The 20,271-nt window shown below is 63.6% G+C and carries 20 protein-coding genes and 1 pseudogene; 8 read left to right on the forward strand and 13 right to left on the reverse strand.

Annotated features, from left to right (window positions below; genetic code table 11):
• Positions 1-24 precede the first annotated feature (24 nt).
• Positions 25-732 (forward strand): annotated as a pseudogene (locus EOA38_RS07095) (4Fe-4S dicluster domain-containing protein); the annotation flags it as partial.
• A 159-nt stretch (positions 733-891) separates the two neighbouring features.
• Positions 892-1,482, forward strand: a complete 591-nt coding sequence (locus tag EOA38_RS07100) for a DUF922 domain-containing protein (RefSeq protein WP_127298822.1) — start codon at positions 892-894, stop codon at positions 1,480-1,482.
• A gap of 28 nt (positions 1,483-1,510) precedes the next feature.
• On the opposite strand, the gene EOA38_RS07105 is transcribed toward EOA38_RS07100, so the two are convergent.
• The 5 genes from EOA38_RS07105 to EOA38_RS07120 all read right to left on the reverse strand — a co-directional run bounded on the left by EOA38_RS07105 (position 1,511) and on the right by EOA38_RS07120 (position 5,293).
• Positions 1,511-2,521 carry an endonuclease/exonuclease/phosphatase family protein gene (locus EOA38_RS07105; protein WP_127298829.1) on the reverse strand — a complete coding sequence of 337 codons (1,011 nt, stop codon included), beginning with the start codon at positions 2,519-2,521 and terminating at the stop codon, positions 1,511-1,513.
• A 150-nt stretch (positions 2,522-2,671) separates the two neighbouring features.
• Positions 2,672-4,132 carry an AMP nucleosidase gene (locus EOA38_RS07110; RefSeq protein WP_245464746.1) on the reverse strand — a complete coding sequence of 487 codons (1,461 nt, stop codon included), beginning with the start codon at positions 4,130-4,132 and terminating at the stop codon, positions 2,672-2,674.
• A gap of 127 nt (positions 4,133-4,259) precedes the next feature.
• On the reverse strand, positions 4,260-4,454 hold the full coding sequence (locus EOA38_RS07115) for a hypothetical protein (protein ID WP_126094965.1): 195 nt from the start codon (positions 4,452-4,454) through the stop codon (positions 4,260-4,262).
• 32 nt (positions 4,455-4,486) lie between these two features.
• On the reverse strand, positions 4,487-4,639 hold the full coding sequence (locus EOA38_RS39010; RefSeq protein ID WP_189350201.1) for a hypothetical protein: 153 nt from the start codon (positions 4,637-4,639) through the stop codon (positions 4,487-4,489).
• A 312-nt stretch (positions 4,640-4,951) separates the two neighbouring features.
• Entirely contained in the window at positions 4,952-5,293 is a 342-nt protein-coding gene (locus EOA38_RS07120; protein ID WP_126094964.1) for a DUF2147 domain-containing protein, read from the reverse strand.
• Positions 5,294-5,728: 435 nt separating this feature from the next.
• Between EOA38_RS07120 and EOA38_RS07125 the strand changes: the two genes are divergently transcribed.
• Both EOA38_RS07125 and EOA38_RS07130 read left to right on the forward strand, forming a co-directional pair.
• Entirely contained in the window at positions 5,729-5,995 is a 267-nt protein-coding gene (locus EOA38_RS07125) for a sel1 repeat family protein (protein WP_126094963.1), read from the forward strand.
• A 380-nt stretch (positions 5,996-6,375) separates the two neighbouring features.
• Complete coding sequence (locus EOA38_RS07130; RefSeq protein WP_126094962.1) at positions 6,376-7,497, forward strand: ABC transporter substrate-binding protein; 1,122 nt, start codon at positions 6,376-6,378, stop codon at positions 7,495-7,497.
• Positions 7,498-7,637: 140 nt separating this feature from the next.
• Here EOA38_RS07130 and EOA38_RS07135 read toward each other — a convergent pair whose 3' ends face one another.
• The 3 genes from EOA38_RS07135 to EOA38_RS07145 form a co-directional block, all read right to left on the reverse strand.
• Complete coding sequence (locus EOA38_RS07135; RefSeq protein ID WP_127298823.1) at positions 7,638-9,602, reverse strand: acetyl/propionyl/methylcrotonyl-CoA carboxylase subunit alpha; 1,965 nt, start codon at positions 9,600-9,602, stop codon at positions 7,638-7,640.
• Between the two features lie 204 nt (positions 9,603-9,806).
• On the reverse strand, positions 9,807-10,337 hold the full coding sequence (locus tag EOA38_RS07140; protein WP_126094960.1) for an O-acetyl-ADP-ribose deacetylase: 531 nt from the start codon (positions 10,335-10,337) through the stop codon (positions 9,807-9,809).
• A 2-nt stretch (positions 10,338-10,339) separates the two neighbouring features.
• Positions 10,340-11,947, reverse strand: a complete 1,608-nt coding sequence (locus EOA38_RS07145; RefSeq protein ID WP_127298824.1) for a carboxyl transferase domain-containing protein — start codon at positions 11,945-11,947, stop codon at positions 10,340-10,342.
• Between the two features lie 165 nt (positions 11,948-12,112).
• On the opposite strand from EOA38_RS07145, the gene EOA38_RS07150 reads away from it, so the two are divergent.
• Together EOA38_RS07150 and EOA38_RS07155 are read left to right on the forward strand one after the other, a co-directional pair.
• Positions 12,113-12,307 carry a type II toxin-antitoxin system HicA family toxin gene (locus EOA38_RS07150; RefSeq protein WP_348627510.1) on the forward strand — a complete coding sequence of 65 codons (195 nt, stop codon included), beginning with the start codon at positions 12,113-12,115 and terminating at the stop codon, positions 12,305-12,307.
• On the forward strand, positions 12,304-12,672 hold the full coding sequence (locus EOA38_RS07155; protein WP_126094958.1) for a type II toxin-antitoxin system HicB family antitoxin: 369 nt from the start codon (positions 12,304-12,306) through the stop codon (positions 12,670-12,672). Before EOA38_RS07150 ends, EOA38_RS07155 begins: the two co-directional genes overlap by 4 nt.
• Here the strand turns inward: EOA38_RS07155 and EOA38_RS07160 are convergent.
• The 3 genes from EOA38_RS07160 to EOA38_RS07170 form a co-directional block, all read right to left on the reverse strand.
• Positions 12,669-13,832 (reverse strand): isovaleryl-CoA dehydrogenase, encoded by a 1,164-nt coding sequence (locus EOA38_RS07160; protein ID WP_127298825.1) that lies wholly within the window; start codon positions 13,830-13,832, stop codon positions 12,669-12,671. The genes EOA38_RS07155 and EOA38_RS07160 overlap by 4 nt on opposite strands.
• A gap of 48 nt (positions 13,833-13,880) precedes the next feature.
• Positions 13,881-14,528, reverse strand: coding sequence for a TetR/AcrR family transcriptional regulator (locus tag EOA38_RS07165; protein WP_127298826.1), 648 nt, complete (start codon positions 14,526-14,528; stop codon positions 13,881-13,883).
• A gap of 240 nt (positions 14,529-14,768) precedes the next feature.
• Positions 14,769-15,050, reverse strand: coding sequence for an acylphosphatase (locus EOA38_RS07170; protein WP_127298827.1), 282 nt, complete (start codon positions 15,048-15,050; stop codon positions 14,769-14,771).
• Positions 15,051-15,201: 151 nt separating this feature from the next.
• Between EOA38_RS07170 and EOA38_RS07175 the strand changes: the two genes are divergently transcribed.
• Positions 15,202-15,690 carry a MarR family transcriptional regulator gene (locus EOA38_RS07175; RefSeq protein WP_127221185.1) on the forward strand — a complete coding sequence of 163 codons (489 nt, stop codon included), beginning with the start codon at positions 15,202-15,204 and terminating at the stop codon, positions 15,688-15,690.
• A gap of 127 nt (positions 15,691-15,817) precedes the next feature.
• Here EOA38_RS07175 and EOA38_RS07180 read toward each other — a convergent pair whose 3' ends face one another.
• Entirely contained in the window at positions 15,818-16,930 is a 1,113-nt protein-coding gene (locus EOA38_RS07180) for a pyridoxal phosphate-dependent aminotransferase (protein WP_127298828.1), read from the reverse strand.
• A gap of 263 nt (positions 16,931-17,193) precedes the next feature.
• On the opposite strand from EOA38_RS07180, the gene EOA38_RS07185 reads away from it, so the two are divergent.
• Complete coding sequence (locus EOA38_RS07185; protein WP_127222056.1) at positions 17,194-18,870, forward strand: sulfotransferase; 1,677 nt, start codon at positions 17,194-17,196, stop codon at positions 18,868-18,870.
• Between the two features lie 493 nt (positions 18,871-19,363).
• Here EOA38_RS07185 and EOA38_RS07190 read toward each other — a convergent pair.
• On the reverse strand, positions 19,364-20,271 hold a 908-nt coding region (locus tag EOA38_RS07190), incomplete at its 5' end, for a porin (RefSeq protein WP_145965931.1).

Here is a 20,271-nt window from a genome sequence, read left to right on the forward strand (position 1 = left end):
GCACCGCATTGTGCGAACCCTTGATGCGCGGCACGTTGACGAAGCCGGCCGCGCATCAAGGGTTCGCACAATGCGGTGCTGTCCGGCATGCTGGCGGCCGAGCACGTCGCGGACGCCATCGGCGCCGGGCGCGCCAACGACGAGATCACCTCCTACGAGGAAGCCTGGCGCGGCAGCGACATCGGCAAGGACCTGAAGAAGGTGCGCAACGTCAAGCCGCTGTGGTCGCGCTTCGGCACCATCATCGGCGTCGGCATCGGTGGGCTGGACATGTGGCTGAACACGCTGTTCGGCTTCTCGCCCTTCGGCACGCTGAAGCACGGCAAGGCCGACTACGCGACGCTCGAGCCCGCCTCCAAGCATCAGAAGATCGCCTATCCCAAGCCGGATGGCATCTTGACCTTCGACCGGCTCTCCTCGGTGTTTTTGTCCAACACCAACCATGAGGAAAACGAGCCGGTGCACCTCATCGTCGGCGACGCGGCGCTGCAGCAGCGCTCCGAGCACGACGTGTTCGCCGGCCCGTCGACCCGCTACTGCCCGGCCGGCGTCTACGAATGGGTCGACAAGGACGGCAACGCCGCCGCCGATCCGTCGGCGAAGGACGTGCGCTTCGTCATCAACGCGCAGAACTGCGTCCACTGCAAGACCTGCGACATCAAGGACCCGAACCAGAACATCAACTGGGTGCCGCCACAAGGTGGAGAGGGGCCTGTCTATCAGGGTATGTAGAAGGGGCAACTGCCAGAGGCTTTGCGCTGCCCCTGACATACCGGGGGCGCCACCGCCGGCGGCGCCTGCCTGCGAATAGGTTGCGACATCGCAACCTCAAGGCCGTTGAAACCACCGCCTGCTTGTGTTTCCTTTCCCTGAGGATAGGGAGAAACGGCGATGCGCCTGGCGGTTCTGACATGCCTTGTCGCTCTCGGCGCGTTCTGCGCGCCGCAGGCCTCGGCCGGCACCAGGGTGCTGGTCCAGACGCGAACCTATGACATTGCCGGCAATTCCGGCGCGGCACTTATCGAAGCCATGGACAGCAAAGGCCCCAAGCACGGCTTCATGACGCACGCCATCGCCCAGACCGCCTACACGGCCGACTGGGAGCTCGGCGTCATCCCGGACAAGGGCTCGTGCCGGCTCAAGCAGGCAAATGGCACGCTCAATCTCTTCTACACCTTTCCGCGCGTCGCCTCGGCGACGCCGGCGCTGAAGAAGCGCTGGACCCGGTTTTTCGCCGGTGTGCGCGCCCACGAGGAAACCCATGGCCGCATCGCCAGGGAAATGATGCGCGCCACGGAGCGGTCGATCACCGGTCTCAAGGTCGCCGACGATCCCTATTGCTACAAGGCGCGCCGCGAGGCGCGCCAGCGTATCCAGGCCGCCTATGCCGAATACGAGGCCAAGCAGAATGCCTTCGATGCCCGGGAGCACCGCGACAGCGGCCATGTCGAGCATTTGGTCGCGGCTTTGATGAAGCCTTAGCGGCGCGATGCTGCGAAGGATCGCTACGTCAACCCGGTGTCTTCCAGAGCCGCACGAGAGAAGCCAGCGCCGTCTCATGCTCGTCCTTGGGCCCTCTGTCGTCGGACCGCAGCGAGAACTCGACCAGCACCGGCAGATGATCCGAGCCGGTGTCTTCCAGCCGGGTCGCGGAATGGATCGTCACCCCGCCCTTGCTGAACACCTGGTCGATCGGCAGGCCGGCGAAGCGCCGCAGGAAGTCGGGCAGCTTCCGGTGGATCCAGGTCGGCCCGGCCGACGGCATCACCGTCAGCTTGCCGAGCGAAGCGACGCGCCGCACGGCCGCGCTCCAGGGCACGGCGTTGCAGTCGCCGGCCATGATCGCCGTTTCGCCGAGCGCGGTCAGCGGTTCCGACAGCTCGCCGATCTGCCAGTACTGCTCGAGCGGCCAGGGCCAGCTCAAATGGATCGCGGCGACGTCGACGCCGGTTCCGCCGAAATCGATCGTCGCGGTCGCCATCGCACCGCGCGGTTCGCAATGCGGCGCTGTGCCGGCGGCGAAGGGCCGGCGCGAGAGCAGCGCGACGCCGAATACGCCGTTGGGGTAGGGGCAGAGGATGCGGTAGGGATAGGCGCCGGTGATATAGCCAAGCTCGGTCGTCCACATCCCCGACACCTCGTCGAGGGTGATCACGTCGGGGTTGGTCCGGCCGATCAGCGAAAGCACCTTCTTCGGCGTCGGATTGTCGAAGCGCAAATTCATCTGCAGCAGGCTGTAGACGATCCGGTCGGCTGGCCTGGCGATCGCCTGTTGCGGCCACAGCCTGGGCAGCGCGCTCGCCGTCGTGGCGAAGCTGGCGATGGCAAAGAGCAGCACCGCTGTCGCCTGCAGCCGATAGGAGCTGGCCAGCAGCGCCAGCGCCAGCAGCGCCGTAAGCACGCTCAGGTGAATGCGCAAATGCGAGAAGGAATCGAGCGCAGGATGCAGCGCGCCGAGGAACCCGGCCAGCAGCGCGGCCGACAGTGCCATCATCGCCAGGAATGCCACCCCAGCCGTCATGTTCGAGCGCGCGCCGCCTGTTGTCATCTCGGTCTTGGCCTGCCGAATGCCGCCGGCAATCTGTTTGGAGCGAGATAGTCTCGCTCTGGCCTGCTTATCGGCCAAATTGCGGCCCTTGCAAGACGGCGAATTGCCTCGCCGCGCCGCTGGCTACTGGAAGGCCGTCTCGGAAAAACTTCTCAACTTGCGCGAATGCAGCCGCTCCATCGGCATTTCGGCCAGCTTCTCCATCGCCCTGATGCCGATGGTGAGATGCTGCGCCACCTGCCGCTTGTAGAATTCGGTCGCCATGCCGGGCAGCTTCAGTTCGCCGTGCAGCGGCTTGTCGGAGACGCACAGCAGCGTGCCGTAAGGCACGCGGAAGCGGAAGCCGTTGGCCGCGATCGTCGCCGATTCCATATCGAGCGCGATGGCGCGGGACTGCGACAGGCGCTGCACCGGTCCGCGCTGGTCGCGCAGTTCCCAGTTGCGGTTGTCGATGGTGGCGACGGTGCCGGTGCGCATGATGCGCTTGAGGTCGTAGCCGGACAGGCCCGTGACCTCGGCCACCGCTTCCTGCAGCGCCACCTGGATTTCCGCCAGCGGCGGGATCGGCACCCAGACCGGCAGGTCGTCGTCCAGCACATGGTCCTCGCGCACATAGGCATGCGCCAGCACATAATCGCCCAGCGCCTGCGTGTTGCGCAGGCCAGCGCAGTGGCCGAGCATCACCCAGGCATGCGGCCGAAGCACCGCGATATGATCGGTGATGGTCTTGGCGTTGGAGGGGCCGACGCCGATATTGACCATGGTGATGCCACCATGGCCCGGCTTCTTCAGATGATAGGCCGGCATCTGTGGCAGGCGCGGAGGCGGCGTGCCGTCGCTCGGCGCGCCGGCTCCGGCCTTTGTCACCACATTGCCCGGTTCGACGAATTCACTGTAGCCGCCTCCGCCCTTCTCCATCAGATCCCGGGCACGCGCGACGAACTCGTCGATGTAGAACTGGTAGTTGGTGAACAGCACGAAGTTCTGGAAATGCTGCGGGCTGGTCGCCGTGTAATGCGACATCCGGTGCAGCGAATAGTCGATGCGCTGCGCGGTGAATGGCGCCAGCGGCCTCGGCTCGCCGAACGCCACCTCGAAGGTGCCGTTGGCGATCTGGTCGTCGGTGCCGTCGAGGTCCGGCACGTCGAACAGGTCGCGGATCGGCCGCTTGATGCGCTCGGCCGCCGTGCCGTCGACATAGGTGCCTTCCAGGAAGGCGAAATGCAACGGGATCGGCGTTGTCGATTCCGACACCGTCACCTGCACGCCGTGATTGCGCATGATGAGCCGAAGCTGTTCGACGAGGTAGCTCTCGAAAAGCTGCGGCTGGGTGATGGTGGTGGCAAAATGCCCAGGCGTCGGCATATGGCCGTAGGCTTGGCGCGAGTCGATCTGGGTGAACGAGGTCGTGGTGACGCCGATCTGCGGATAGAAGGCGCGGTAGCGCTTGCTCTCGTCGCCGCCGGCCGCGAGTTCGGCGAAGGAATCGCGCAGGAATTTGGTGTTGCGGTCGTAGAGCCTCTGCAGCGCCGCGACCGCCTTCTTGGCGTCGTCGAAGCTCTGCCTGCCGAAAGGCTCCGGCATGACGACCGATTCGATGGCTTGGGGGTAGATTCGCTTTTCCATGGCCCAATATAGGGATTTGGACGAGCGCTTGGGAGGGGGAGGCGGACGCGAAGCTCGCCCTGCGGCGTATTTTTCTTCGACCGTGTCAGCCGCGCTGCAGGCTGACCAGCAGCACGAAGCCGACGCCCGCCTTCTTCGGCGTCGGCGCTTCGATGATCGAGCCGGTGTCGGCGCGCATCATCGGCACCGCCAGCACGGGAGCGGCAAGCAGCATCAGGATGAGCATCGCCCGCGGCAGGAGCCGAAGGGTCTGGAGGGTCGAGGTAGCGATGCGGTTCATGGTGGTGGTTCCGGTTTCGAGTATTGGTCGTTTCAGCGGTCGAAATGGTTCATGCAGTCCAGCCGGCAGGTGTCGGCCATTCCCGACGAGCGGGCCGGACGGCCGGCTTCGGCCACGAGGATGGCGAAGACCATGCCGAACAGGCTCATCAGCAGGCAGACGATGGTGAAGCGGCGGACAAGCATTGGTCTCTCCTTCAATGGCGAGGAGAATGCCCGAATGCCTCTGAACCGGTTCCGAGACCGGTATTCATCTACCGTTCAAAATGATTGATATGGTCGCGATCTGGCTGACGCAGGTCGCCAAAAGTGCGCAGCGGTTTTGGGAAACGACGTGCGGAAAGACAAGAACCTGAAGCTCGTCGCCGGCGACGACCTTTAGCCGCTGGAAACCGCCGCGTCCGCCAATGCGCTTCGAAAGGGCGCCTGAAAGGAAAACGGGGCCTAAAAAGAAAACGGGGCCGCGCGGCCCCGTTCATCAGGTCATTCAAGCGGCGATCAGAGCTTGTGCCAGGTCTGGCTCTTGCAGATCAGCCCGCCCAGCACGCAGCCGCTCATCTTCAGCGAGGCGCCGGAAATCGTTGCCTTGCCGGAATAGGTCTTGTCGGTTTCCGGATCGGTTATGGTGCCGGTATACTTGTTGTCCCCGGCTGCCTTGAAGGAACCGATGGTTTTGCCGGCATATTTGCCGGACTTCAGCGTGATCGAGAACGAGTCGCTGCCGGCGATCGCCGCCGTCGAGCCGGCCTGCGTCTTCCAGTTGCCTTCGATCGGATCGGCCCATGCAGCACCCGCAATCATCAAGGTGGCCGCCAGGGCCAGGCTCACTTTTCGAAACATATTGTCCTCCTCCTATAGGGTTCCGGCGGGGCTCCGTTCCGCCTCTGTCCCTTACGCAAACGTAAGCTAATCCAGCCGCCGCCAAAACGAAAGCGGTGCCGCCACGGAAGGTTGCAAGGATTTTTAGCTGCGCAAGTCACTGAAACTGAACACGAGCGGAAAAGGCTTCGGTTTCCGTGGTTAGCGAAGTCTTGATTGCGGCCCCCGAAATTTTCGTCGAATTTAACGCAAAAAGGCGCAATTGCTGGGTTCCTATGCTTAACAGTTTTCCGCGTTTACCTCTTGTTTTAGCTTTGTTTTCTTCAAATTAAGCAAGCCATTTAACGACGGATTCAAGGCCAGGCTTCATCCTCGAAAGCATCGAAAGAGCGGCCCGCCCCAAGGACACCAAGGGACAGAAGGAGGCAGCTCTCGGGAGCCAGACAGGGGATTGAAATGGCACGTTTTGAAATGCTCGAGGCCGGCTTCGGCGCCATGGGGGCAACTGCCCAGGCCGACATTCTTTTCGAACTGGGCATGATGTATGCGACCGGCCGCGACTGCGAGACCGACGTCGTTGCCGCCCACAAATGGTTCAACATCGCCGCGATCAAGGGTTCGCTCCGCGCCGCCGAACTGCGCTCGGAACTCTCGGCCACGATGTCGAAGGTCGAGATCGCCAAGGCGCTGCGCGAAGCGCGCGAATGGATGACGATGCACTGACCTTGTAGGCCTGAGGTCCGAAAGTCTTCAGGGGACAAGGCCGCAGAAAGACGGCCGGTTGACAAGAGCAAGAACGCGGCAGGCAAGACTTGCCTAGCTGCGCAGACACAGGGAAGCGAGCGGGTTCAGGCGCGGGGGCGCCGGGAAAGCTCGACTGCAAAAGCCGCGACCGGCCGGGACAAGGCCGGCGCGGCTTTTGCATTTTAGGCGTTCCGCCCGGCCGCGGCTGAGTGCGGCTTGGCCCAAGAAATCCTGGCCGAAATGAACCAAAGCGGTATGTATTGTCCTCTCGACAGTTCCGGCGAAGGGTGGAATTGTCCCGGCTCTCAGGAACAGCGTGGCCGGCACGGCCGCGCGCAAGTGGAGGAGTTCTTATTGCCATGAAAAGATTGGGTATTTTGAGCGCGGCCGCATTGGGCCTGATGATGAGCGCATCGGTTGCTTTCGCCGACGACATCACCATCTCGGTGGTCGGCCCGATGACCGGACAGCTCGCCACGATCGGCGACCAGTTCAAGCAGGGCGCGAAGGCCGCCGCCGACGCCATCAACGCTGCCGGCGGCGTCAACGGCTCCCAGATCAAGCTCGATATCGAGGACGACCAGTGCGACCCGAAGCAGGCGGTTTCGGTGGCCAACCGCATCGTCGCCAACGGCATCAAGTTCGTCGACGGCCATGCCTGCTCGGGCTCGAGCATTCCGGCTTCCGCTGTCTATGCTGAATCCGGCACGCTGATGATGAGCCCGGCCTCGTCCAACCCGGTGCTGACCGACGCCGCGGCCAAGTCTGGCTGGCCGACGATCATGCGCCTCTACACGCGTGACGACGCGCAGGGCGCCTTCATCGGCCCGTGGATCGCCAAGAAATATGCCGGCAAGAACGTCGTCGTCCTGCACGACAAGAGCGCCTACGGTCAGGGCGTTGCCGATGTGGTCAAGGCGACGATGAACGCCGGCGGCCTCAAGGAGGTCGACTACGAAGGCATCAATGCTGGCGAGAAGGACTATTCGGCTTTGGTCACCAAGCTGAAGGAGTTCAAGGCCGATGTCGTCTATTTCGGTGGCTACCATCCCGAGGCCGGCCTCATCCTGCGCCAGGCTGCCGAGCAGAACGTCAAGTTCCAGCTGATCATGCCGGACTCGATCGCCACGCCGGAATTCTGGCAGGTCGCCGGCCCGGCCGGCGAAGGCACCATGTTCGTCTTCCCGTCCGATCCGCAGGCCAAGCCGGAAGCCAAGGACGCCGTGGCCAAGATCAAGGCCGGCGGCTTCACCCCGGAAGGCTTCACGCTGTTCTCCTACGCCGTGATCCAGGCGGTTGCCGAAGGCGTCAAGCGCGCCGGCACCGACGATCCGGCCAAAGTCGCCGAGGCGCTGAAGGACGGCAAGCCGATCAGCACCGTCGTCGGCGACGTCATCTTCGACGAGAAGGGCGACCTGAAGAACGCCAGCTACGACATCAACCAGTGGCATGACGGCAAATACGCGCCGATCAAGCCGTAAGCGATCCGTCAGGTAAGTGAAAATGGCCGGTCTCGTCCGGCCATTTTCCTTTTGGCGGCGGTCGGCGCTCTACGGCGCCGGCGCCGTCCCGCCATACCCAACTATTTTGTCTCGTTAACGAGACAAACCGAACGGGCGTTTCAGCCTTGCCCTTCTTCCGCGAACCGCACCAGCACCGTGCCGTCGCTCACCTGCGCGCCTTCGGCCGCGATCTCGGCGATCACCCCGTCATGCGGGGCGGCGATGGTGTGTTCCATCTTCATAGCCTCGAGGATCAGGAGCGGCTGGCCTTTGATCACCGTGTCACCCGCTGCCGCGCGCACCAGCTTGACCAGCCCCGGCATCGGCGCGCGCAGGCTGCCCGAGGCGGCCGCGGCCTCGTCCGCCTTGGCCAGCGGATCGGGCACCGCGAAGGTGTAGCCGACCGCGCCTTCGAACACGGTGACGTGGCCCGGCCAGCGGGCGGTGCGCGGCAAATTCCGCAGATCATGCGAATTGATCGCGTCGTGCGGCGCCTCCAGCGCCACCTGGAAGCGGCCGTCCGGCCGCGCCGAGACGCGGGCCAGGATATTCTCCTCGCCATAGCGCAGGCGGGTGCGTCGTGAGAGCGTATGGAAATGTGCGTAGCCAACAAGCGAGGACCACGGATCGGCGGCGGGACCCGGCGCGCCCGCGTCGGTCGCCGCCAGCGCCGCCGCGGCTATCGCTTCATCGCTTGGCGCTGCGACGGCGACGAGAGCGTCCTGATGCCTGCCTATCAGGCCGGTGTCGACATCGCCCGCCACGAAATCGGCGTCCGCGGCGAGCGCCGCAAGGAAGGCGGTGTTGACGATCGAGCCGGCGACTTCGGTCCGGCCAAGCGCATCGCGCAACGCCGCGAGCGCGGCGGTTCTGTGCTCAGCGTGGACCACAAGCTTGGCGATCATCGGATCGTAAAAGGGCGAGATCGCATCGCCGGCCCGCACGCCGGTTTCGATGCGGATGGCGGTGCCCTCGGGCGGCGCGTCGGGGAACTTTAAATGGTGGAGCGTGCCGGTCGCCGGCAGGAAGCCTTTCGATGCGTCCTCCGCATAAAGGCGCGCCTCGATAGCGTGTCCGGCAAGCACGATCTCGTCTTGCGTCTTCGGCAGTTTTTCACCGGAGGCGACACGGAGCTGCCACTCCACCAGATCGATGCCGGTGACCATCTCCGTGACGGGATGCTCGACCTGCAGCCGCGTGTTCATCTCCATGAACCAGAAGCGGTCCGCTTTCAGGCCATCGGAGGCGTCGACGATGAACTCGATCGTGCCGGCGCCCGAGTAGTTGATTGCCTTGGCGGCCGTCACGGCGGCTTCCGTCATCGCGTCGCGCAACTCGGGCGTCATGCCGGGGGCGGGCGCCTCCTCGATCACCTTCTGGTGGCGGCGCTGCGCCGAGCAGTCGCGCTCGAAGAGATGCACCGCGCTGCCAAAGTTGTCGCCGAACACCTGAACCTCGATATGGCGCGGCTTGTCGACATACTTCTCCACCAGCACGCGGTCGTCGCCGAAGGCGGCCTTGGCCTCGCGCCGCGCGCCGGAAAGCGCCTCGGAGAAATCGTCCGGATGGTCGACACGCCGCATGCCCTTGCCGCCGCCGCCGGCGCGCGCCTTGATCAGAACGGGATAGCCGATCTCTCGCGCCTTGGAGGCGAGCAGCACGATCTCCTGCGCCTCGCCGTGATAGCCGGGCACCACCGGCACGCCGGCCTTTTCCATCAGCCGCTTGGCGGCATCCTTCAGCCCCATGGCGCGGATCGAGGCGGCGGACGGGCCGATGAAGACGAGCCCGGCCGCCGTCACCTGGTCGACGAAATCAGGATTTTCCGACAGGAAGCCGTAGCCGGGATGGATCGCTTGCGCGCCGGTGGCGAGCGCCGCGGCAATGATCCTGTCGCCGCGCAGATAGCTCTCGCCGACGGGCGAGGCGCCGATATGCACCGCCTCATCGGCCATCTCGACATGCAAGGCGCGGGTATCGGCATCCGAGTAGATCGCGACAGTGCGCACGCCGAGCTTGCGCGCGGTGCGGATGACGCGACAGGCGATCTCGCCGCGATTGGCGATCAGGATCTTGCCGAACATGGAGCCTCCCCCAGCAAGGTTCGAACCGCGAGAGAAGCACGGCGCTTGAGCACCCCCCTCTGTCCTACCGGACATTGTCCGGCAGGCCAGAGGGGGGTACTGTCCCGCCAGCCTATCCCGGCAAGCGTTCGTCCAACATGATGGACGACCACTCCCTTACCAAGGGAGTGGTCTAACGAGGTCGTCTTCTTTTTGGTCATCAGTTCAGCTTTCCCCGATGGCAGCAACGGCTTGCCGGTATAGTTCCGCCGTCGGCTCGTCAAAGCAGCAGAAAGTAACGATCTGCGGTACTGCATTCTGTTGCAAGAAGCCGCTTACAATACCGGCGGCGATCCCGGTCGCTTCGTCCTTCGGAAAGCCGTAAATCCCGGTCGAGATCGCCGGGAAGGCGATCGTTTGGCAGTTATGGTCGCGGGCGATCTCGAGCGAGCGCCGGTAGCAGGAGGCAAGCAGTTCCGCCTCGCCCTTGCCGCCGCCTTGCCAGACCGGCCCGACCGCATGGATGACGTAGCGTGCCGGCAGGCGATAGCCCTTGGTCAGCTTGGCGTCGCCGGTGTTGCAGCCTCCGAGCGTGCGGCATTCGGCGCTCAGTTCAGGGCCTGCCGCGCGGTGGATGGCGCCGTCGACACCGCCGCCGACGAGCAGCGAGGAGTTGGCGGCATTGACGATGGCATCGACCGCGAGCTTGGTGATGTCGCCGGTGTGAACGCGGATCCTGTCGCTGACGCCGCTCATCGTCACATCCTGAACACGCCGAACCTGGTTTCCTCCACCCCGGCATTGAGCGCCGCCGAGAGGCTGAGCGCCAGCACCTCGCGCGTCTTGGCCGGATCGATGATGCCGTCGTCCCAGAGCCGTGCCGAGGAATAGAGCGGGTGGCCCTCATGCTCGTATTTCATCAGGATCGGCTTGCGGAACTTCGTTTCCTCCTCGGCGCTCCATTGGCCGCCCTTGCGCTCGATGCCTTCGCGTTTGACCATGGCGAGCACGGTCGCCGCCTGTTCGCCGCCCATCACCGAGATGCGCGCGTTCGGCCACATCCACAGGAAGCGGGGCGAATAGGCCCGGCCGCACATGCCATAGTTGCCGGCGCCGAACGAGCCGCCGATGATCACCGTGAGCTTGGGCACGCGCGCCGTCGCGACCGCCATGACCAGCTTGGCGCCGTCCTTGGCGATACCGCCGGCCTCGTACTTTCGCCCAACCATGAAGCCGGTGATGTTCTGCAGGAAGATCAGCGGAATGCCGCGCTGGCAGCAGAGCTCGATGAAATGCGTGCCCTTCAGCGCGCTTTCCGAAAACAGCACGCCATTGTTGCCGAGGATGCCGACCGGCATGCCATGCAAATGGGCAAAGCCGGTGACCAAGGTGGTGCCGTAATTCTGCTTGAACTCGTCGAACTCGGAACCGTCGACGAGACGGGCGATTACCTCGCGGACGTCATAAGGTTGGCGCAAATCCGTCGGCACGATGCCGTAAAGCTCATGCGGGTCGTGAAGCGGCGATACAGGTTTCTGCAGGTTGAGGCTTACGGCCTTGTTCCGATTCAAGTTCTTGACGATACGCCGGCAAATGGCCAGCGCGTGCTCGTCGTCCATCGCATAGTGATCGGCGACGCCGGAAAGCCTGGTGTGAACGTCGGCGCCGCCGAGCTCCTCGGCGCTGACGTCCTCGCCGGTGGCGGCCTTCACCAGCGGCGGGCCGCCGAGAAAAATGGTCGCCTGGTTGCGCACCATGATCGTCTCGTCCGACATCGACGGCACATAGGCGCCGCCCGCCGTGCAGGAGCCCATGACGCAGGCGATCTGCGGGATGCCGGCCGCCGACATGTTGGCCTGGTTGTAGAAGATGCGGCCGAAATGCTCCCGGTCCGGGAAGACCTCGTCCTGGTTGGGCAGATTGGCGCCGCCGCTGTCGACCAGGTAGACGCAGGGCAGGTTGTTCTGCAGCGCGATTTCCTGCGCGCGCAAATGCTTCTTCACCGTCAGCGGATAATAGGTGCCGCCCTTCACCGTGGCGTCGTTGACGACGACCATCACCTCCCTGCCTTCGACGCGGCCGATGCCGGTGATGATGCCGGCGGCGGGGATGTCCTCGCCATACATCGACCATGCCGCGAACTGGCCGACCTCGAGGAAGGGCGAGCCGGTGTCGAGCAGTTGCGCCAGCCGTTCGCGCGGCAGGAGCTTGCCGCGGCCTTGGTGGCGCTCGCGCGCCTCGTCCGAGCCGCCGCGCTCGATGCCGGCCGCCTTCTCGGCGATGTCGGCGACCAGCGCCCGCATGCGCTCGGCATTGGCGCGGAAGGTGTCGGAGGAGGGGGAGATCTGGGAGGCGAGGGCAGGCATTGACGAACCTCAGATGATATCATATTTTAGTATCACTTTGGGCTCTTGCCCTAACCCTAGAGGAGTCGGCCATCAGGGTACTCGATTTGGGCAGGGCGAAAAGTCACGAAAGCCGCGCACCGGCAGACGCTGGACAGGATATTTGCGAACCCGGTCAGCGCCTCGATCAAATGGCGCGATGTCGAGGCGTTGTTGATAGCACTAGGCGCTGAGGTTTCAGAGGGCAGCGGCTCGCGCGTCCGGTTCACAATATCCGGCCGGACGCTGTTCCTCCACCGCCCGCATCCGTCACCCGATACCAAGCGGTGGGCGGTCAGGGAGATCAGAGAGTTTTTGACGAACGTTGGAATAAGGCCATGAAGCTTTACAAGGGATATGCCGGATCGATCGAATTCGACGACGAGGACATGGTATTCCATGGCCGCATCCTTGGCATCCGCGACATCGTTACCTTCGAGGCCGAGACCGCCGAGGAATTGGTGAAATCGTTCCACGACAGCGTCGATGACTACCTTGCCTTTTGCAAAGAGCGTGGCGTCGATCCGCAGAAACCCTATTCCGGCAAGCTCGCTCTCCGCACCACGCCGGAAATCCATGCCTTGCTTGGCAAGGCGGCCGCAAGCGATGGCAAATCGATCAACCAGTGGGTATCTGACACGCTCGCCGAAGCTGCCCGCAAGCGGGTCGATGAAAGCTCGACGAAGGTCACAACCCGAGCGCACTAGTTCCCCTCCGCCATGATCTCTCGGCCGATCAGCCAGCGGCGGATCTCGCTGGTGCCGGCGCCGATCTCGTAGAGCTTGGCGTCGCGCAACAGTCGCCCGGTCGGATAGTCGTTGATGTAGCCGTTGCCGCCGAGGAGCTGGATGGCGTCGAGCGCCATCTGCGTCGCCTTTTCGGCGGCGAACAGCACGCAGCCGGCGGCGTCCTTGCGGGTGGTCTCGCCGCGGTCGCAGGCGGCCGCCACCGCATAGACATAGGCGCGCGCGGCGTTCACCGTCACATACATGTCGGCAAGCTTGCCCTGCACAAGCTGGAAAGTACCGATCGGCTGGCCGAACTGCTTGCGCTCGTGCACATAGGGGACCGCCACGTCGAGGCAGGCCGCCATCAGCCCGATCGGCCCGCCGGAGAGCACAGCGCGCTCATAATCGAGGCCCGACATCAGCACTTCCACACCGCGCCCTTCCTCGTGCAGCACATTCTCGAACGGCACCTCGACATTCTCGAAGACGAGCTCGCCGGTATTGGAGCCGCGCATACCAAGCTTGTCGAGTTTCTGCGCCACTGAAAAGCCGGCGAAGCTCTTCTCGATGATGAAGGCGGTGATGCCGCGCGAATGGCGCTCGGGATCGGTCTTGGCATAGACCACCAACGTCTCCGCGTCGGGGCCGTTGGTGATCCACATTTTCGAGCCGTTGAGCACATAGCGGTCATTGCGCTTTTCGGCGCGCAGCCGGAGCGACACCACATCCGAGCCGGCGCCGGATTCCGACATCGCCAGCGCGCCGACCTTTTCGCCCGAGCATAGGGCAGGAAGGTACTTCTCCTTCTGCGCCGGCGTCGCCCAGCGGTTGATCTGGTTGACGCAGAGGTTGGAATGCGCGCCGTAGGAAAGGCCGACGGAGGCCGACGCGCGCGAAATCTCTTCCATCGCCACGACATGGGCGAGATAGCCCATGCCGCTGCCGCCGAAATCCGGATCGGCGGTGATGCCGAGCAGGCCGAGTGCGCCGAGCTCGCTCCACAGATGCGTCGGGAATTCGTTCGCGCGGTCGATTTCGGCCGCGATCGGCGCGATCCTGTCCTGGGCGAAGCGCCGCACCGTGTCGCGCAACGTCTCGATATCCGGATCGAGCCCGAAATTCAGTGTGCTCGTGTACATGCCGTTCCTCCCGCGCATGCCCCGATCTTCGTGGGGATCATGCCTGTATCAGAGTGCCACGGCGTCCCCGGCGCGCTCGGAACGACGCGCGGTGCCATGGCTGATTGTCGCGCCGACCAGGCGCATTGTCATCGACAGATATGTCGTGGTGACCTCAGTGATCGACAGCCGCTCGCACGGCCGGAACCAGACGATGACGCCGGTCATCATCTGGATCAGCGCCATGGCGGTGAGCCCGGTGTCGTCGATCTCGAAGACACCGGCTTCCATGCCGTCGCGCAGGATCGCGCGCAACTCCTTCTCATAGGCCGTGCGCATCTTCAGGATCTGCGTCAGCCGCTCATGCGAGAGGCTGCGCAATTCCATGTTGGAGACATGGGTGGCGTGGCGCCGCTCGATATGGAAGGCGATGTGGTTCTCGACATAGGCGGCGAGCCGCGCCACCGGATCGTTCGTTGCCGGCCGTGCGTTATTCCAAGCCTCCAGCAGGCCTTCCATATGCTCGCGCATCAGCGTGAACAGCAGGTCTTCCTTGGTCGGGAAGTAACGGTAGAGCGCGGCGGCCTGCACCCCGACTTCGGCCGCGAGCTGGCGCATCGACATCGCCTCGTAGCCTAGGCGCGCGATCAGGTTGACCGCCGCCTCGCGGACGGCCGCCTCGGTTTTTTCTCCGTCGGAGCCTGTGGTGCGTGCCATGCGTGCCTCTGTGTGAGCAATAATAAAACGAACGTTCAATTAATTCAAGGCACAGGGGATAGATTGTTCCTCGCCCCCGCAAAGCGGGGGAGAGGTGGCTCGGGCGGAGCCCGAGACGGAGCGGGGGCTGCAGCGTTGGCGGGTTTGCTCTGAAATTCATCAAAGAAGCGCTGTCCCCCTCTCCGTCGCGGCTTCGCCGCGCCACCTCTCCCCCACTACGGTGGGGGCGAGGAAAGGGGCCTAAGCGACAATCCTGAAATCGGCAGGCGCGTCATCCGCGGCTTCCTCGACCTCGACCGCCGAGACCAGCGCGCCCCGCGGCCCTTGCCAAAGGCGGTCGATCATTGCGTCGACCGCGGCATGGGAGCCGGCGATGAGCGCTGTGACCGAGCCGTCGGCCTCGTTGCGCACCCAGCCCGTCACGCCAAGACGTATGGCTTCGCGGTGCGTCCACACCCGGTAGCTTACGCCTTGCACCGTGCCGCTTATGCGCGCTCGCACGGCTCTTTTCCGACCCTGCATTGCCCGCTCCAGATCTTTCCCATCAATCTGGAGCAGAACGGATCAAATGCAACGGCTTGATCGGCAGGCGAAACTGCCAATTAATAGTTGACCAAGTCAACTGACAGGGAAATTATCGGGACGTCGCAAAAGTCTCTGAAAGGAGGTCTGCATGCCGCACGAAGCCCTGGTCGATGAGATCCGCCGCTTCAACCGGTTCTACACCGGGCTGGTTGGGCTGCTCGATGAGACCTTGATGCAGAGCCCTTACACCCTGATCGAAGCCCGCGTGCTGTTCGAGCTTGGCCGCGGTTCCCGGACCGCTGGCGGCCGGGCCGGCTTCCTGGCGCGCATGTTTGATCTCGATCTCGCCCCGGTTGCATCCGAATTGGCCGGCGAACTGGGCCTCGCCCCAGCCTACCTCTTGAGGGTCCTGCGGAAATTCACCGCCATGGGGCTGGCCGAAATGCGCGCCGGCCCGGAGGGTGGGCTGCCCGTTCTTTCGCTGACCTCGCGCGGCGAGGCCGCGCTGGCCGATCTCGAGGCGGCGACGGACCGTGATCTCGCCCGCCTGATCGCCAAGCTCGGCGGCGAGGAAGCCTTGGCGCTTTCGGATGCGCTGAGCCGCGTGAGCCGCTTGCTGGAAACCGCAAGAATGTGAAATTGCCAGCGCCGGCGCGGCAGACGCTGGTGGCCACGGATTCCAGCTCTCATGGACGACGCAGCAAACCGCTATTTGCGGCCTGCGCCACTTGAATGCCAACCACGGCAGAAGCCGGATGCCTGGATCAGTTCCCCCTTGCCGCCGCCAGCGCGCCGGGCAATTCCTCGGCGAAGATGTCGAGCTCATGGTCGAGGCCGACGCTGACCCTGATGCAGCGGTCGAGCCGTGGCGCCATCGGCTTGCGAATGAAGACGTCGCGCGACAAAAGGGCCTGCATCACCTTCAGCGCGAAGGCGCCGTCATGACCGCAGTCGATGGTGACGAAATTGGTGGCCGAGGGCAGCGGCTTCAGGCCGTTCTCTTCGGCGACGGCCGCGATGCGGCGGCGTCCGGCCGCCACGCGCGCCACCACTGAGTTCAGATAGTCCTGGTCGGCCAACGCCTCGAGGCCGGCGATCTGCGCCATGCGGCTGACGCCGTAATGGTTGCGGATCTTCTCGAAGTCGCGGATCACTTCCCGTTCTGCCACCGCGTAGCCGCAGCGAATGCCGGCCAGTCCGTAGGCCTTGGAGAAGGTGCGCATGCGCACGACATTCGGCCGCGCGACATCGATCGGCGGCAGCGCCGAGGCCGGGCCCAACTCGCCATAGGCCTCGTCCAGCACCAGCATGGTGGTTTCCGGCAGCGCCTCGATGAAGCGGATGACCTCCGGCGCCTCCCACCAGTTCCCCATCGGATTGTCCGGATTGGACAGGTAGACCAGCGGCGCCTTTTCCCGGCGAACCGCGGCCAGCAGCCCCTCGAGGTCCTCCCTGTCGTTGGCGTAAGGCACCGTCACCAGCCGTCCGCCGACACCGGCGATGTGGAAGTTGAAGGTCGGGTAGGCGCCGAGCGAGGTCACCACCGCATCGCCCGGCGCGACATACATGCGGGCCACAAGGCCAAGCAGCCCGTCAATGCCTTCGCCGACGACCACGTTCTCGATGCTGACGCCATGGTGAGCGGCCGCCGCGGCCTTCAGGTCGAAATTGTCCGGGTCGCAATACATCCACTGGTCGCGGGCGACGCTCTCCATGCGGGCGATCACGCGCGGCGAGGGGCCGAAGCTGCTCTCATTGGCGCCGATGCGGGCGCGGAAAGGCCGCCCGCGCTCGCGCTCCTGCGCCTCCGGCCCGACGAACGGCACCGTGGTGGGAAGCGCGCCGATGATCGGCGTAAGGGCAGGGCGCTGGCGCATGGCAAAGGCTCGGTTGAGAAAGGGGGCTTCTTGCTAGCGTGAGCCAAGGGTGGGCGCAAGTTGGTTGACAGGTGAGATGGCCTAGCTTGATCGGCACACGGCCGCCAGCTTCCAACGGTTTGCTGCTCGCGCCGGTCTGGTAGCGTAGTGGCGAGACGCTTGCTGTCGGCCCCCCTGACGATATCGTCCGCCCGACAAATGCCTTCGACACGAACGGCGTGCTTCGACTGGATTCTCCCCGCTGCTTTTGCTAGCGAGGCAGGATGAACAACCGATTGCCGCCCGCTTGGGCCAAGCACCTCAAGACCCAACCCTCAGCGAAGGCGGCGCCAACGAAAGCTGTACCGCCCAAAGCCCAGCCGAAGGCCGGTCCGGCTCGTAGTCAGCCCGACGACATGTTGTTGAGGCAGGCGCTCGAGCTGCAAAAAGCCGAGCAATTGCCTGAGGCCGAGGAACTCTGTCTCAAGGTTCTGGCAAGAACGCCAAACCATCCGCTAGCGCTCTACATCTTGGGAACGCTAGGGCTCGGATACGACAACGAGAAAGCCTTGCGGTATTTTGCTCGGGCGGTCGGGGAGGAGCCGCGAAATCCTTACTACCACCTCAGCCTCGGCGAAACCTATTTGAGGCTCAGCGAATTCACGCCGGCGATCAGGCACATTCAGCACGCCCTGGATTTGAAGCCGGATTTGGTGGAAGCGCTTTGCGCCCTGGGCGACGCTTACAAAGCGTTTGACAAGGGGGGAATGGCGCTGCCGCTGTTCGAGAAGGCGCTCAAGATCGACCCAGATCATCCTGTGGCCCGGATGGGGCTGCCCCGCGCGCTCGCGAGCCTTGGGCGTATGGACGAAGCCGCGCTTCATCTGACAGAGGCGATAGCACGGCGCATCGCTGTGCCGGCTGCCTACAATGCACTTGTACACACGCGCAAATTCACGGAAGAGCCGCCCGAGCTTGAGGCAATCCTGATCGAGCTTCGAGATCTGGACCATGGATCGCAGGGAGCGGCAGAGCTCCATCACGCCGCCGGAAAGCTGCTTAATGATCTCCGTCGCTACAAGGAGGCGATGGATCACTTCAAGCAAGGGAATCAAGCCAGAGGCCAAAAATTCGACCTGGAAGACTACCGTCGCTGGGTCGATGCCATGATCGAAATCTTCACACCGGAACTGGTGGCTTCAAGGGCCGCTTACGGCAATCCCTCGGAGGTGCCTGTTTTCGTTGTCGGCATGCCACGCTCGGGGACGACGTTGACGGAGCAGATCTGTGCCAGTCATCCAGACGTTCATGGCGCCGGCGAACTCAGCAAGCTTAGGCGAATAGCTAATGGGATCGGTCTCAAGAACAGCTCAGATACGAACCTGGGCAGATCGATCGCGGCGATTACTCCGGAACTGACCAAAACATTGGCGGCAGAGCATCTTGCCTATTTGCGTGAGCGGGCTCCTGGCGCGCTTCGAATCGTCGACAAGATGCCTCACAATTTCGAGCTGGTTGGCCTGATCGGCATTCTGTTTCCCAACGCGCGCATAATTCATTGCCGCCGCGATGCTGTAGACAATTGCATCTCCTGTTTCGTCCTGCCATTCAGTGAAGCGCACAGCTACAGCGGCGATCTTCAGACTCTCGGGTTGTATTACAGGGAATACGATCGCCTGATGCGGCACTGGAACAATGTCCTTCCGGGTCGCATCTTCGAAAACCGGTACGAGACCCTGATTGAAAACCAAGAGGAGCAGTCGCGCCGTCTCATGGATTATCTCGGGTTGCCCTGGGACGAGGCTTGCCTGCGCTTTTTTGACAGGGATGGTTCGGTGAATACTTTCAGCCGCTGGCAGGTTCGCCAGCCGATCTATACGTCCTCCGTCAAACGATGGAAGAACTATGAAGGCGAGATCCAGCCGCTGATCGAAGCCTTGGGCGATCTTGCTGAGGTTTGAACGGACAGCGCTTGATGCCGGGCGACATCTAGGTTGCATCCTATCCCGTCGGCGTAAGCTTTCCGCCGTGAGGGTCCCCTCAGGCTGAACGCCGCGTTCCTCCCCACCCGCTGGCCTGCCGGGCATCTCCCCCCGCAAGGGGGAGATCGGATGTCGCGCCGGCTTTCGCCAATCGCCAGCGTAGCAAGATTGAGCGGGGCGCTGAAACTGCCAATCTCCCCCTTGTGCGGGAGATGTCCGGCAGGACTGGGGGCGCGAAGGATCACCACCGATCTCAACCCTGCGCGGCAACATTTCTCAATCGGGTCGAGGCCGCGTCGCTTCGCTTCTTACTCTGTCTACGTCTGCCGCTTGTCCGGATTGACCGCTTGCGTGCGGGTCCCTGCGACCGCGCGAAATGCAACCCTCCGCAAATGGCGCCCCGGGTACTGCCGCTACAAAAGAAAAACCCGGCGGTTGCCCGCCGGGTTCAATTTCAGTCAGACGCTGCTGATTAGAACGAGCGCTGGAAGCGGAGGAGACCGCCGACGCTGTTTTTCTTGTTGGCGTTTGTCCAGTTGCCGTAGAACGTGCCATCGTCGAAGTGACCAAAGTGGTCCCAGTCAACTTCGGCCGTGACCGTGAAGCCGGGGACGATGTCGTAAGCGACGTTCGCTGCAAGGCCGTAGTTCTTGTCGTCGTCACCCGACACCTGGAGGTTGAACGAGGTCTTCTCGTTGAACTTGTAGGTGCCGCCGGCCCACCAGGCCCAGTTGCCGCCCCACTGCTTGTAGAAGCCGCGACCGTTGGCATCGATGCCCTGGCGTACGCCTCCGACTACAGGGTGAACAACATTGAGATCGCCATCGGAGCCATAGCCGAACATGCCGAACAGCGAGATAGCGTCGTTGACGGTGACGTCCAAGCGGACCTTGCCGGCGACTTCCTCGTAGTTGGCGTCATAGGCGACAACACCGGTGATCGCGCCCCAGCCCTGCGTGTACTTCACGCCGCCGACGACATGCGGCACATAGCTGTCGATCGTGCCGACGACGCCCGAACCTTCTTCGAGCGAGACCACGGCCGAGAAGCCGTTGCCGGCGTCGAAGTAGTACTGCACGACGTTGGTGTCGAAGTCGCCGTAGGGAACGATCGTGTCCTGGATGACGTTGCCGGCGTAGCCGATGAACGTGTTGAAGGCCGATTCGTCCTTACCGACGCGCAGGCCACCAAGCTGGATCCAGGCGAAGTTCAGCGAGACGCCCTTGTTGAAGGCGGGATTGCCTTGAAGATTGACAATGCCATCGCTGGTGGTGAACTGGCCGTAGTTGTTGCGGTTGCCGAAGTTGAAGCGGGTCTCGGTGTAGGTCTTCAACGTGCCGAGTTCGGTTTCCTGGCCGGTCCAGGTCTTCAGCGTGAAGC

This window comes from Mesorhizobium sp. M1E.F.Ca.ET.041.01.1.1, from assembly GCF_003997355.1.
Classification (GTDB): domain Bacteria; phylum Pseudomonadota; class Alphaproteobacteria; order Rhizobiales; family Rhizobiaceae; genus Mesorhizobium.